10 protein-coding genes are annotated in these 13676 nt (G+C 66.5%); 8 read left to right on the top strand and 2 right to left on the bottom strand.

What is annotated here, in order from left to right; translation table 11 throughout:
* Positions 1–6 precede the first annotated feature (6 nt).
* Positions 7–1428, bottom strand: a complete 1422-nt coding sequence (locus WS87_RS26470; RefSeq protein ID WP_059819547.1) for an aminotransferase-like domain-containing protein — start codon at positions 1426–1428, stop codon at positions 7–9.
* 296 nt (positions 1429–1724) lie between these two features.
* On the opposite strand from WS87_RS26470, the gene WS87_RS26465 reads away from it, so the two are divergent.
* Entirely contained in the window at positions 1725–3137 is a 1413-nt protein-coding gene (locus tag WS87_RS26465) for a discoidin domain-containing protein (protein ID WP_059819546.1), read from the top strand.
* A 55-nt stretch (positions 3138–3192) separates the two neighbouring features.
* On the opposite strand, the gene WS87_RS26460 is transcribed toward WS87_RS26465, so the two are convergent.
* Positions 3193–4218 (bottom strand): GlxA family transcriptional regulator, encoded by a 1026-nt coding sequence (locus WS87_RS26460; RefSeq protein WP_059692028.1) that lies wholly within the window; start codon positions 4216–4218, stop codon positions 3193–3195.
* A 448-nt stretch (positions 4219–4666) separates the two neighbouring features.
* On the opposite strand from WS87_RS26460, the gene WS87_RS26450 reads away from it, so the two are divergent.
* The 7 genes from WS87_RS26450 to WS87_RS26420 all read left to right on the top strand — a co-directional run bounded on the left by WS87_RS26450 (position 4667) and on the right by WS87_RS26420 (position 13641).
* The gene (locus tag WS87_RS26450; protein ID WP_059819545.1) at positions 4667–5941 is read left to right on the top strand and encodes a serine hydroxymethyltransferase; all 1275 of its coding nucleotides are present in this window, start codon (positions 4667–4669) and stop codon (positions 5939–5941) included.
* Between the two features lie 33 nt (positions 5942–5974).
* Positions 5975–6946, top strand: coding sequence for a dipeptidase (locus WS87_RS26445; RefSeq protein WP_044844362.1), 972 nt, complete (start codon positions 5975–5977; stop codon positions 6944–6946).
* A gap of 139 nt (positions 6947–7085) precedes the next feature.
* On the top strand, positions 7086–7619 hold the full coding sequence (locus WS87_RS26440; protein WP_006488993.1) for a DUF5943 domain-containing protein: 534 nt from the start codon (positions 7086–7088) through the stop codon (positions 7617–7619).
* 74 nt (positions 7620–7693) lie between these two features.
* Positions 7694–9757, top strand: coding sequence for an NADH:flavin oxidoreductase (locus WS87_RS26435; RefSeq protein WP_059819544.1), 2064 nt, complete (start codon positions 7694–7696; stop codon positions 9755–9757).
* 2 nt (positions 9758–9759) lie between these two features.
* A complete protein-coding gene (locus tag WS87_RS26430; RefSeq protein WP_059534184.1) occupies positions 9760–11685 on the top strand; it encodes a (Fe-S)-binding protein in 1926 nt (641 codons plus the stop codon).
* A gap of 4 nt (positions 11686–11689) precedes the next feature.
* Complete coding sequence (locus WS87_RS26425; RefSeq protein WP_059819543.1) at positions 11690–12859, top strand: electron transfer flavoprotein subunit alpha/FixB family protein; 1170 nt, start codon at positions 11690–11692, stop codon at positions 12857–12859.
* Positions 12856–13641 carry an electron transfer flavoprotein subunit beta/FixA family protein gene (locus WS87_RS26420; RefSeq protein WP_059819542.1) on the top strand — a complete coding sequence of 262 codons (786 nt, stop codon included), beginning with the start codon at positions 12856–12858 and terminating at the stop codon, positions 13639–13641. Before WS87_RS26425 ends, WS87_RS26420 begins: the two co-directional genes overlap by 4 nt.
* Positions 13642–13676: the final 35 nt, after the last annotated feature.

Below are 13676 nucleotides of genomic sequence, written 5' to 3'. Positions count from 1 at the left end.
TCGTTGCTACCTCGTCTGCTGTTGCCGCCCCGCGAGCGTTCCGATCGTCTGCATCGCGTCTTCGACGGCAGGGGTCCACGGTCGGCCATAGTTCAGCCGGACGTAGCGGTGAAAGGCGCCCGTCATCGAAAAGATCGGCCCGGGCGCAAGGCTGACCCCGTTCTCCATCGCGTCGCCGAACAACTGCATCGCATCCACGTGCGGCGGCAATTCGATCCACAGGAAATATCCGCCGCGCGGGGCATACACCTCCGTGTCGGCCGGGAAATACGCGCGAACGGCCGCGAGCATCTGCGCCTGGTGCGCGGCCAAGTTGCGCCGGAGCCGGCGCAGGAAGCGGTCGTACGCGCCGTTGCGCAGGTAACTGGACACGGCCATCTGCGCGGGCACGTCGGCGGCCGGCGCGCTCGCGTTCTTCACCTGCCTGATCTGCTTCACGTAACGTCCGGCCGCGACCCAGCCGACCCGGAATCCGGGGGCGAGGCACTTCGAGAACGAACCGCAATGCAGCACGAGCCCGTTATCGTCATACAGCTTCGCGGGACGCGTGGGCGTCGGGCCGAAATGTAGTTCTCCGAACACGTCGTCCTCGATCAGCGGCACCTGATGCGATGCGAGCAGTTCGATCAGCGCGCGCTTGCGCTCGTCGGGCAGCGTCGCGCCGGTCGGGTTGTGGAACGAGGTCATGAACCAGCACGCGCGCACCGGATGCGTGTCGAGCGCTTCGGCGAGTGAGTCGAGGTCGAGGCCGGTGCGTGGGTCCACCGGAATCTCGATGGCCTTCAGATGCAGCCGCTGCACGGCCTGCAGCACTGCGGGAAAGGCAGGGCGTTCGATCGCGACGATGTCGCCGGGGCGCGTGAGCGCCTGCAGGCTGAGCGTCAGCGCTTCAGCCGCGCCGGTCGTGATGACGATTTCTTCCATCGGCAACGACGCGCCCGCGTTCAGGTACCGCAACGCGATCTGGCGGCGCAGCGCTTCGTTGCCGGGCGGCAAGCCGGCCAGCAGTTTCGCGCGGTCCATGTTGCGGGCGGCCGTCGCCGCGTATCGCCACAGGCTGCTCATCGGAAACAGCGAATAGCTGGCGAATGCGGAACCGAGCGGCACGATGTCGTCTCGCTTGAGAGAGTCGATCAGCTGGAACAGTGCATCGTCGTCGCCGGTCTGCGATGCAGCCGGTTTGCGCGGTGTGTCGTGACTTGCGCGCACGCGCTTGTCATCGAGGTTCGCAACGAAATAGCCGGAACGCGCGCGCGCGACGATCAGGCCCTCGCTTTCGAGCGCGTAGTACGCGCGAAACACGGTGGAAGGACTTACACGATAGGCGCGGCACGCCGAGCGCACGGTCGGGATGCGTGCACCTGCCGGCAAATCGCCGCGCCGGATCGAATCGGCAATCGTCTGCGCGAGCACCGCATATCGCTTCATGCCTGGCCTCCGGCCGATCACGGCCGTCGCTGAAAAAAGAGTAGCACGGCGTCCGCCGCGTTCAATCCCGCCCCCAATCGTTCATCCGCGAGTTCATCCGCAACTCGCTGATACGCACGTTTTCGACCGACTCTGATCCTTTTCTTCAGACCAGCGAACCGGCATTCTTCGCAAGCCTTATTCCCGACGCGTGATCGATACGGTGTTCACGCTCCCCGACGGCGGATCCGTCACGCCCGCGCATCGTGTGCGGGACCGGGTCCGCACCGCCCTTACCTTACCCGGAAGCAACCAGCGTGAAATCGAAGTTCCTCGTCGCGGGCCTCGTGGCCGGCGTCGCACTCAACCTGTTTGGCGGCGCCGCCGAAGCGGCCTGCACCAACTATCCCCCGACTCAATCCAATGCGACGTTTCCCGCCGCACTGACCGGCAAGCTCGTCTATCACAGCTACGTGAAGTACGGCGACGGTACGAGCCAGCTGTTCCTGTACGACTTTTCGGCCCGCACGCTCACGCAGTTGAGCAAGAGCAGCTGGGGCATCACCGATCCGATGAACGGCGTGTTCAGCCCCGACGGAAAGTGGCTTGCATTCATGGGCATCAGCAATGGCGCCTGGAACGTGTTCATGCTGCAGCTCGGCGCCGGCACGCCACCGGTCAACCTGACGAACAGCACGGGCGCGACGCGCAACGAGGATCCGAAGTTCAGCGCCGACGGCAAGACGCTCGTGTTCAAGCAGAACGGCGACGTGAAGCAGGGCACGCTGTCGTACACGAGCGCGGGCCCGGTGTTCACGTCGGTCGTGAGCCTGACCAACGCACCGTCCGGCGCTGAATACTCGATGCCGTTCCTCGCGCCGGACGCGAGCGCCGTCTACTACGCGACGGGCACCGGCTCGAACATGGGGCTGATGAAGCGTACGATCGCGACCGGCACGACCGCCGTGTTTGATCAGCCGGCCGGGCTGCAGACGTATTACCCGATCGTGCGTGCGGACGGCATGGTGTTCTACGCGCGCTGGAAGGACACGGGCGGCGCCGACCAGATCTACGTAAAGACGGCGGACCCGGCGTCGACGCCGAACCAGTTGGCGCTCAACGACTGCATGAGCAACAACTCGGACCCGGCGCCGGTAAGCGGCACGAACTACGTGTTCTTCTCGTCGACGACGGCGGGCGGCTACCAGCTCTATGTGGGCGACGTGACGACCGGCCAGCGCTGGAGCCTGTCGCAATTCGGCGTGAACGCGGACACGACCAAGGCGAAGCTCGGCTCGAGCTACTTTGGCGGCCCGGCCGTCGCGCAGCCGACGCTGCTGTCGCAAGGTCGTCCGGCTGCCGCGTCGGCGAGCTACAACGCATCGCTGACGCCGGACAAGGCGTTCGACGGCAACACGACGAGCACGCGCTGGGATTCGCCGGAAGGCGCGGGCGTCGATCCGCAATGGATCTCCGTCGATCTCGGTACGGTGAAGAAGATCAGCAGCGTCGATCTCTACTGGGACGCGGGCGCGCTCGTCTACCAGATCCAGACGTCGACCGACAACGCGAACTGGACGACGGTCTACTCGACGAACAACGGCGTGTCGTACGGTCACGTCACGCTGCCGAACCTGAACGCGCAGGGCCGCTACGTGCGGATGCTCGGCACGAAGCGGGCGACGCAGTGGGGTTACTCGCTCGACGAAATGCAGGTGTGGGGATCGTAAGCACCAGCAAAAAGGCGGCCTTCGAGGCCGCCTTTTTTATCGCGCCGCGCCCGCGTCACGCATGAATCAGATGAGCCGGAAACGCCGGTGCGGTAGCCGCCGCGCCCTGCGCGAGCGGTGCGACCTGCTTGCGGCGCTCGCGCGTCGGCGCGACGCCGAACGCATCGCGATAGCTCTTGCTGAAGTGGCAGGCCGACTGGAAGCCGCACGCCATCGTGATGTGCATGATCGACATGTCGGTCTGCAGCAGCAACTCGCGCGCGCGGCGCAGCCGCAGCGTCAGGTAATAGTGCGTGGGCGTCATCCCGAGATGCTCGCGGAACAGGCGCTGCAGCTGGCGCTGCGACATGTTCGCGAGTCGTGCGAGTTCCTCGCGCGACAGCGGCTCCTCGATGTTGTTCTCCATCAGCGAGATCACTTCGAACAGCGACTTGTTCGCCGAGCCGAGCCGCGCGACGAGCGGCATCCGCTGTTGCGCGCTCGTGTCGCGCACGTGTTCGACGATGAACTGCTCGGCGATCTGCGTGACGCGCGCGGTGCCCACGCGCGCGGCGATCAGGTTCAGCATCATGTCGAGCGGCGCGACGCCGCCTGTGCACGTGATGCGGTCGCGGTCGACCACGAACAGTTCCTTCAGGAAGCGCGTGTCCGGAAACTCTTCCTTCAGCGCCGACATGTTTTCCCAGTGGATCGCGCACGCATAGCCCGCGAGCAGCCCCGACTTCGCGAGCGCATAGGTGCCCGTGCACAGGCTGCCGAGCGGCAGCCCCATGCGCGCGAAGCGGCGCAGCGTCGACAGATGGGCGGGCGTGGTCGCGCGTTGCACGTCGACACCGCCGCACACGAATACGATATCCGGCTGCCCCACGCATTCGGCCGGTCCCGTGTCGACCGTGAGGCCGTTGCTCGCCGTGACCGGGCCGCCGTCCGGGCTGATGATCGACCAGCGATAGAGCGGCTGGCCGCTCAGGTAGTTCGCCATCCGAAGCACCTCGATCGCATTGGTGAACGCGATCATCGTGAAGTCCGGTAAGGGCATGAACGCGAAGTGGGACAGCGACGCTGTGCGGTCGGGGGACATGGGGAGCGTTCCTTGAATCTCTAATAGCTTTTGGCCCGAGGGGCACGGATCGGGCTGCCGTATTGTGTGAGCGAGCGCAACAAGCGTGCCATACGGCTAAACCCTAGCTCCATACGTTGTATGGGCCCAAGGCGGATGCTGCACTGCACCGTAAGCGGGCTGCGCTGCACCTCGACGCGCAGCGCAGGCACCGGCGAAGTGCCTGTCCATGGATGAACCACATGCGGCGGTTTGCCGGGTCATCTGAAAAAGCACGACCGGTTACTTGTACAAAACGGACGCGCATGGCGGAAAAGGCAAAGAACGCGTCTAAATTCATCAATCCGCCGAAAATCCGAACGACAAGAATAGAGCCGTCGGCAGCCTTGCACTGGATGCGCTGGAAACCCAGGTATGGCGGGCCTCGAGCTTCGGTTACACGCCCTTTATTCTTCGTCACGGACGCACTATGTCGAACACCCAGCCTTTCTTCTCGCAGCCCCTTGCCGAGCGCGACGCGCCGGTGCGCAGCGCCATCCTGAAGGAACTCGAGCGCCAGCAGTCGCAAGTCGAGCTGATCGCGTCGGAAAACATCGTGTCGCGCGCGGTGCTGGAGGCGCAGGGTTCGGTGCTGACCAACAAGTATGCGGAAGGCTACCCGGGCAAGCGTTACTACGGCGGCTGCGAATTCGCGGACGAGGTGGAGGCGCTGGCGATCGAGCGCGTGAAGCAGATCTTCAACGCCGGCTACGCGAACGTGCAGCCGCACTCGGGCGCGCAGGCGAACGGGTCGGTGATGCTTGCGCTGGCGAAGCCGGGCGACACCATCCTCGGCATGTCGCTGGACGCCGGCGGCCACCTGACGCACGGCGCGAAGCCGGCGCTGTCGGGCAAGTGGTTCAACGCCGTGCAATACGGCGTGAACCGCGACACGATGCGGATCGACTACGACCAGGTTGAAGCGCTCGCACACGAGCACAAGCCGAGCCTGATCATCGCCGGCTTCTCGGCGTACCCGCGCGCACTGGACTTCGCGCGCTTCCGTGCGATCGCCGATAGCGTCGGCGCGAAGCTGATGGTCGACATGGCGCACATCGCGGGCGTGATCGCCGCCGGCCGCCATGCGAACCCGGTCGAGCACGCGCACGTCGTCACGTCGACCACGCACAAGACGCTGCGCGGCCCGCGCGGCGGCTTCGTGCTGACCAACGACGAAGAGATCGCGAAGAAGATCAACTCGGCCGTGTTCCCCGGCCTGCAGGGCGGCCCGCTGATGCACGTGATCGCCGGCAAGGCCGTCGCATTCGGCGAAGTGCTGCACGCGGACTTCAAGACCTACATCGACAACGTGCTCGCGAACGCGCAGGCGCTCGGCGAAGTGCTGAAGGCAGGCGGCGTGGATCTCGTCACCGGCGGCACCGACAACCACCTGCTGCTGGTCGACCTGCGCCCGAAGGGCCTGAAGGGCGCGCCGGTCGAGCAGGCGCTGGAACGTGCGGGCATCACCTGCAACAAGAACGGCATTCCGTTCGACACCGAGAAGCCGACCGTCACGTCGGGCATCCGCCTCGGCACGCCGGCCGGCACGACGCGCGGCTTCGGCGTCGCGGAGTTCCGCGAGATCGGCCGCCTGATCCTCGAAGTGTTCGACGCGCTGCGCGCGAACCCGGAAGGCGACCACGCGACCGAACAGCGCGTGCGCCGCGAGATCTTCGCGCTGTGCGAGCGCTTTCCGATTTACTGATCGACACCGACAACACTGGAGCGAGAGACAGATATGAGCACGCTGCATCAGGACAGCATCATCATCGACGGACTGAACATCTCGAAGTTCGAGAAGCCGGTGTTCGAGGACATGCGAAAGGGCGGCATCACGGCCGCGAACTGCACGGTGTCGGTGTGGGAGAACTTCACCAAGACCGTCGACAACATCGGCGTGATGAAGCAGAAGATCCGCGAGAACGGCGAGCTGCTGACGCTCGTGCGCACGACCGACGACATCTTCCGCGCGAAGAAGGAAGGCAAGACCGGCATCATCCTCGGCTTCCAGAACGCACATGCGTTCGAGGACAACCTCGGCTACATCGAGGCGTTCGCCGACATGGGCGTGCGCGTCGTGCAGCTTTGCTACAACACGCAGAACCTGGTCGGCACGGGCTGCTACGAGCGTGACGGCGGCCTGTCGGACTTCGGCCGCGAAGTGATCACCGAGATGAATCGCGTCGGCATCATGGTCGACCTGTCGCATGTGGGCGGCAACACGTCGTCGGAAGCGATCGCGTTCTCGAAGAAGCCGGTGTGCTACTCGCACTGCCTGCCGTCGGGCCTGAAGGAACATCCGCGCAACAAGAGCGACGCGCAGCTGAAGGAAATCGCCGACGCCGGCGGCTTCGTCGGCGTGACGATGTTCGCACCGTTCCTGAAGCGCGGTATCGAGGCGAACATCGACGACTACATCGAGGCGATCGACTACGTCGTGAACCTGATCGGCGAAGACGCAGTCGGCATCGGCACGGACTTCACGCAGGATTTCGCGAAGGAATTCTTCGACATGCTGACGCATGACAAGGGCCGCTATCGCCAGCTGACGAACTTCGGCAAGGTGATCAACCCGGACGGCATCCGCACGATCGGCGAATTCCCGAACCTGACTGCGGCGATGGAACGCCACGGCTGGAAGGAGTCGCGCATCCGCAAGATCATGGGCGAGAACTGGGTGCGCGTGTTCAAGGACGTGTGGGGCGCGTAAGCGCCCGCCGAACCGAACCGCCGCCCGCGATTCAACACAAGAACAATCGGGACGTGCCGGCGCCTGTCGCGCTGGCACGCGGACGATGTCGCGCCTGGACCCGAGCCGCGCGGCTTTTTTTCCTCACGGAGTCACCACGATGCAACCGCAACTGCCGATCAACGTCGATCCCGATACCGGCGTCTGGACCACCGACGCGCTGCCGATGCTGTACGTGCCGCGCCATTTCTTCACGAACAACCACGTCGCCGTCGAGGAAGCGCTCGGCGTCGAGGCGTATGCCGAGATCCTCTACAAGGCCGGCTACAAGTCCGCATACCACTGGTGCGACAAGGAAGCGAAGCTGCACGGGCTGACCGGCATGGCCGTGTTCGAGCACTACCTGAAGCGCCTGTCGCAACGCGGCTGGGGCCTGTTCTCGATCATCGAGGCCGATCCGGCCAGCGCGCGCGCGAAGATCGAGCTGCGCCACTCGTCGTTCGTGCTCCAGCAGCCGGGCAAGGAAGGCAAGCTCTGCTACATGTTCGCGGGCTGGTTCGCCGGCGCGATGGACTGGGTCAACGACACGACGCCGGAAGGCAAGGGCGCGCCGCGCGCGCAATCGAAGGAAGTGCAGTGTGCGGCAGAGCACCACGACCACTGCGTCTTCGAAGTGTCGCCGATCGCGCACTGATGCGCTGACATCACGACACAGCAACACAACAACACCCGCAACACGAGACATTCGAACGCCAGAGGTCGCCTGCGATGCGTTATCCCCACCTGTTCAAACCCATGCAGCTGAACCAGCTGACGCTGCGCAACCGGATCGTCAGCACCGCGCACGCGGAGGTGTATGCCGAGCCGGGCGGCCTGCCGGGCGACCGCTACATCCGCTATTACGAAGAGAAGGCGAAGGGTGGCGTCGGCCTCGCGATCTGCGGCGGCTCGAGCCCCGTGTCGATCGACAGCCCGCAAGGCTGGTGGAAGTCGGTGAACCTGTCGAACGACAAGATCATCGACCCGCTCACGCGCCTGGCCGACACGATGCACAAGCACGGCGCGAAGATCATGATCCAGGCGACGCACATGGGCCGCCGCTCGTCGTTCCATGGCGAGCACTGGCCGCATCTGATGTCGCCGTCGGGCGTGCGCGAGCCGGTGCACCGCGGTAACGCGAAGATCATCGAGATCGAGGAAATCCGCCGCATCATCGGCGACTTCGCGGCGGCCGCGAAGCGCGTGAAGGCAGCCGGCATGGACGGCATCGAAATCTCCGCCGCCCACCAGCATCTGATCGACCAGTTCTGGAGCAAGCGTTCGAACCATCGCACCGACGAATGGGGCGGCAGCCTCGAGAACCGTCTGCGCTTCGGCATCGAGGTGCTGACGGCCGTGCGCGAAGCGGTTGGCAAGGACTTCTGCGTCGGCCTGCGGATGTGCGGCGACGAATTCCACGAGGACGGTCTCGATCACGAGGCGCTGAAGGAAATTGCGCAGGCGATGTCGGAGACGGGCCTGATCGACTACCTGAGCGTGGTCGGCTCGGGCGGCGACACGCACAATACGATCGCCAACTGCATGCCGCCGATGGCGCTGCCGCCGGAGCCGTTCGTGCACCTCGCGGCCGGCATCAAATCGGTGGTGAAGATTCCCGTGATGCACGCGCAGAGCATTCGTGATGCGGGCCAGGCCGAACGCCTGCTCGCGAACGGCATGATCGACCTGGTCGGCATGACGCGTGCGCAGATCGCCGATCCGCACATGGTGATCAAGATCCGCGACGGCCGGGAAGACGAAATCAAGCAGTGCGTCGGCGCGAACTACTGCATCGACCGCCAGTACAACGGCCTCGACGTGCTCTGCATCCAGAACGCCGCGACGTCGCGCGAAGCGACGATGCCGCACATCATCGAGAAATCGCGCGGCCCGAAGCGCAAGGTGGTGGTGGTCGGCGCGGGCCCGGCAGGGCTCGAGGCCGCACGCGTCGCGAAGCTGCGCGGCCACGACGTGGTGCTGTTCGAGAAGAACGCCGAAGTGGGCGGCCAGGTGATGATCGCCGCGAAGGCGCCGCAGCGCGAACAGATGTCGGGGATCATCCGCTGGTTCGACATGGAAACGAAGCGCCTGGGCGTTGATCGCCGCCTGGGCGTCGCCGCCGACGAGAAGATGATCATGGCCGAGAAGCCGGACATCGTCGTGCTCGCGACCGGCGGTTCGAGTTTCACGTGGCAGGTGCCGGCCTGGGGCGTGGCCGAAGGGCTGGCCGTCAGCTCGTGGGACATCCTGACCGGCAAGGTCGAGCCGAAGCAGAACGTGCTGCTGTTCGACGGCGTGAGCACCCATGCGGGCGCCGGCGTGGCCGACTTCATGGCGAGCCGCGGCTCGAAGGTCGAGGTCGTGACGCCCGACGTGAAGGTGGCCGACGATTGCGGCGGCACGACGTTCCCGATCTTCTATCGTCGCCTGTATGCGCTCGGCGTGATCCCGACGCCGAACACCATGCTCGATCGCGTGTACGAGGAAGACGGCAAGATGATCGCCGTGCTGCGCAACGAATACACCGAGGAACTGGAAGAGCGCGCGGTCGACCAGGTGGTGATCGAGAACGGTTCGTCGCCGAATGACGAACTGTACTGGAAGCTCAAGCCGGAGTCCGTGAACCGCGGCCAGATCGATCCGCACACGCTGTTCGCGGCCGAGCCGCAGCCGTGCCTGTCGGAAGAACTGGGCAACGGCCGCTTCCTGCTGTTCCGTGTCGGCGACTGCATCTCGATGCACAACGTCCACGGTGCGATCTACGACTCGCTGCGTCTCGTCAAGGATTTCTAAAGATGAATCCGGCATTCCTCATTACCGCACTGCTGTGGCTGTCGGTGGCGGGGCTCGCGTTCGCGGTCGCGAAGCGCTCGTCCTACTGGCGTCTCGGGCGCGCGACGGCGCCCGGCTCGTTCGGCGTCGCGAACCTGTTCGCGATTCCGAAGCGTTACTTCGTCGACCTGCACCACGTGGTTGCCCGCGATCCGTACATCGCGAAGACCCACGTCGCGACCGCCGGCGGCGCGATCGCCGCGCTCGCGCTGGTGTTCGTCAACTACGGCCTCGCGATCTACTCGCCGTGGCTCGACAAGCTGATCTTCCTCGCGGCGCTCGCGATGCTCGTCGGCGTGGTGTTCGTCTGGCGCCGCCGCGCGGCCAAGGACGTGCCGGCGCGCCTGTCGCGCGGCCCGTGGAACGCGCTGCCCTGGCTGCTCGGCTCGTTCGCGCTCGGCCTCGTGCTGTTCATGGTCGTGCCGACCGGCGCGATGTCGGGTGCGTTCGCGGTGCTTTGCGCGCTGCTGATCGGCGCCGGTGCATTCACGATGACCGTCGGCGCCGCGAAGGGCGGCCCGATGAAGCATGCGATCGCCGGCCTGCTGCACCTTGCGTTCCACCCGCGCCAGGAGCGTTTCGCCGCCACCCGCGATTCGTTCACGGGCAACGGCACGGCCACGCCGCCGACCGCGCTGAAGCTGCCGGACATCGAGCACGAGGAGTATGGCGTCGCGAAGCCGGTCGAATTCCGCTGGAACCAGCTGCTGAGCTTCGATGCGTGCGTGCAGTGCGGCAAGTGCGAAGCCGCGTGCCCCGCGTTCGCGTCGGGCCAGCCACTGAACCCGAAGAAACTGATCCAGGATCTCGTCGTCGGCATGGCGGGCGGCACCGATGCCGCGTACGCCGGCAGCCCGACGCCGGGCCTCGCGGTCGGCCAGCACCGCGGCGAGCCGAACGGCCCGATCGTGTCCGGCCTGATCGAGGAGCAGACGCTCTGGTCGTGCACGACCTGCCGTGCCTGCGTGCAGGAGTGCCCGATGCTGATCGAGCACGTCGACGCGATCGTCGACATGCGCCGCAACCGCACGCTGGTGCACGGCACGGTGCCGGGCAAGGGTCAGGAAGTGCTCGCGAACCTGCGCGAGACCGGCACGATGGGCGGCTACGACACGGCTGCACGTTACGACTGGTCGGTCGACCTGAACGCACCCGTCGCGCAACCGGGCAAGCCGGTCGACGTGCTGTTCGTCGCGGGTGAAGGCGCGTTCGACATGCGTTACCAGCGCACGCTGCGCGCATTCGTGAAGGTGCTGAACAAGGCGGGCGTCGACTACGCGGTGCTCGGCGGGACCGAGACCGACACCGGCGACGTCGCACGCCGCCTCGGTGACGAAGCGACGTTCCAGCAGATGGCGAAGCGCCTGATCGGCACGCTCGGCTCGCTGTCGTACAAGCAGATCGTGACGGCCGACCCGCACGTGATGCACAGCCTGCGCAACGAATACCGCGCGCTCGGGCTGCGCGTGACGGTCAAGCATCACACGACGTACCTCGCCGAGCTGGCCGACAGCGGCAAGATCGCGCCGAAGGCCGTCGACGCGCTGCGCGAGAAGCGCACCACGTATCACGACCCGTGCTACCTCGGCCGCTACAACGGCGAGACGGAATCGCCGCGCAAGCTGCTGAAGACGATCGGCATCCAGGTCGTCGAGATGGAGCGCAACGGCATGCGCGGCCGCTGCTGCGGCGGTGGCGGCGGTGCGCCGCTGACCGACATCCCGGGCAAGCAGCGTATTCCCGACATCCGCATCGCCGACGCGCGCGCCATCGGCGCGGACGTGGTCGCGGTCGGATGCCCGAACTGCACGGCGATGCTCGAAGGCGTCGTGGGCCCGCGCCCCGACGTGCTCGACGTGGCCGAACTCGTTGCCGCCTCGCTGGAGTGAATCGATGAACACGATCAAACGAATCGATCCGCGCCGGCCGTTCATCATCACGGCCGCGGGCCTGAAGCGCATCACGCTGGGCGAGGAAGGCAGCGCCGATGCGAACGCCGCGCAGTGGTCCGCGCACGGTCATGGCGCCGCCGCCGCGAAGCCGCGCCGCGCGGTGCAGGACCCGAAGCACGTGATGCTGGTGGTGGCGCACACCGAGCGCGGCGCGCTCGACGACCATGCACGGCAGGCGATCGCCGCCGCCGCGGTGCTCGCCGACGCGCAGACGGAAGTCGCGCTGCTGGCGTTCGGTGAACTGAAGGATGACGCAGCGGCGCTCGGCGTCGACAAGCTGATCGAGCTGGCCGACTTCGACCGTCGCGCCTTTGCGCCCGAAAGCGAATTGCAAGCGTTGCAGGCCTGTGCTGCGGCGCTCGCGCCGAAGCACGTGTTCGTGCCCGACAACGCGACCGGCGACGGCGATCTCGGCCGGCGTTACGCGGCGGCCGCCGGCGCGAGCGTCGCGACCCACGTGGTCGAGATCGACGCGAAGCATGTCGGCGCGTATGCGCAGGCCGGCCGCGCGTTCGCGACGCGCGGCTTGCCCGATGTGATCCTGCTCGCGCAGAACGCGGTCGAAGCGAAACTGCCGTTCGTCGGCGCCGGCGAGCGCCTGGCCGCCGACTTCATCCGCCCGGCCCGCGACGCAGAGCAACCGTACCGCGATCTCGGCCTAGAGGAAATCGACGCGGCGCAAGTCGCGCTGGAGGAAGCCGACTTCATCGTGTCGGCCGGCAACGGCGTGTCCGACATCGGCGCGTTCGAGCGGCTCGCCGGCGCGTTCGGCGCGGCGATCGGCGCGAGCCGCGTCGCGGTCGACAACGGTCACTTCACGCGCGACAAGCAGGTGGGCGCGACCGGCAAGACGGTCGAGGCCAGCGTGTACATCGCGTTCGGCATCTCGGGCGCGGTGCAGCACTTGCAGGGGATCAAGGACTGCCGTCACGTGATCGCGGTCAACCTCGACGGCAGCGCGCCGATCGCGAAGCGCGCCAACCTGACGGTGGTGGGCGACGCGCAGGCGACGATCGCCGCGCTGATCGAACAGGTGCAGGCCGCACGCGCGTCGCGCGGACAATCGCCGACCGCGGTCGGCGCCCGTGAATCCGAAGGAGTCGCAGCATGAACGCCCCCCGCCAGTTGCAACGCATCGCGGTGCTCGTCTCCGTGGGCCGGCACCCGGTCAGCGGCACCGCGCGCTACAGCCGCAACGACGCGGCCGCGCTCGAGATCGGCCGTCAGCTCGCGGAGCGGCATCGCGCGCAGCTCGACGTGCTCCATGCGGGAGACCCCGCGAATGAAGCGCTTGCTGAATACCTCGCGCTCGGTGCGCGGCAGGTCGAGGTGCTGGCCTGCCACGACGGCGACGATGCCGCGCATGCGCTCGCCGCGCGCGTCGAAGGCTACGACCTCGTGCTGACCGGCACCCGCGCCGAGGGCGCGTATGACACCGGGATGCTGCCGTATCGCGTCGCCGCGACGCTCGGCTATCCGCTTGTCGGCTCGGCCGTCGACGTGACGGTCGACGGCGGCCGCGCGGCGGTCCGGCAATTCTTGCCGAAAGGGTTGCGGCGGCGCGTAGACGCGGCGCTGCCCGCCGTCGTCGCGGTCCATCCGCTCGCCAACGTGGCGCCGCGCTACGCGTATGCGCGGCTGCGGGCCGGCGCGATCCGCCCGGCGCTGACGTCGACCGGCGCGGATGCCGATGCCGCCGCGTGGAAGGTCGGCCCGATCGAGCGTAAACCCGTAAAGCTGGTCGCCGCCGAGAAGCGCTCCGGGCATGCCCGGATGCTGTCGGCGACGACGACCGAAAGCCGCGGCGGCAACGTCGTAAATGAAGGGAGTTCAGTCGAAAAAGCACAAGTGATCCTCGCGTATTTGCGCGAGCATCAGCTCATCGACTACTGATTTTGATGCCTGTCGGCAACCACACTGGGACGCAA

The sequence above is a fragment of the Burkholderia sp. MSMB0856 genome (assembly GCF_001524645.2).
Classification (GTDB): Bacteria; Pseudomonadota; Gammaproteobacteria; order Burkholderiales; family Burkholderiaceae; genus Burkholderia; species Burkholderia diffusa.
Note: the sequence above shows the minus strand (reverse complement) of the source record. Positions and strands in the feature narration are given on the sequence as shown.

What these genes read in the sequence shown, in the direction of transcription:
- WS87_RS26470 (WP_059819547.1), bottom strand. Translation starts at nt 1,428, where the DNA reads ATGAAGCGATATGCGGTGCTCGCGCAGACGATTGCCGATTCGATCCGG.
- WS87_RS26460 (WP_059692028.1), bottom strand. Translation starts at nt 4,218, where the DNA reads ATGTCCCCCGACCGCACAGCGTCGCTGTCCCACTTCGCGTTCATGCCC.
- WS87_RS26450 (WP_059819545.1), top strand. Translation starts at nt 4,667, where the DNA reads ATGTCGAACACCCAGCCTTTCTTCTCGCAGCCCCTTGCCGAGCGCGAC.
- WS87_RS26445 (WP_044844362.1), top strand. Translation starts at nt 5,975, where the DNA reads ATGAGCACGCTGCATCAGGACAGCATCATCATCGACGGACTGAACATC.
- WS87_RS26440 (WP_006488993.1), top strand. Translation starts at nt 7,086, where the DNA reads ATGCAACCGCAACTGCCGATCAACGTCGATCCCGATACCGGCGTCTGG.
- WS87_RS26435 (WP_059819544.1), top strand. Translation starts at nt 7,694, where the DNA reads ATGCGTTATCCCCACCTGTTCAAACCCATGCAGCTGAACCAGCTGACG.
- WS87_RS26430 (WP_059534184.1), top strand. Translation starts at nt 9,760, where the DNA reads ATGAATCCGGCATTCCTCATTACCGCACTGCTGTGGCTGTCGGTGGCG.
- WS87_RS26425 (WP_059819543.1), top strand. Translation starts at nt 11,690, where the DNA reads ATGAACACGATCAAACGAATCGATCCGCGCCGGCCGTTCATCATCACG.
- WS87_RS26420 (WP_059819542.1), top strand. Translation starts at nt 12,856, where the DNA reads ATGAACGCCCCCCGCCAGTTGCAACGCATCGCGGTGCTCGTCTCCGTG.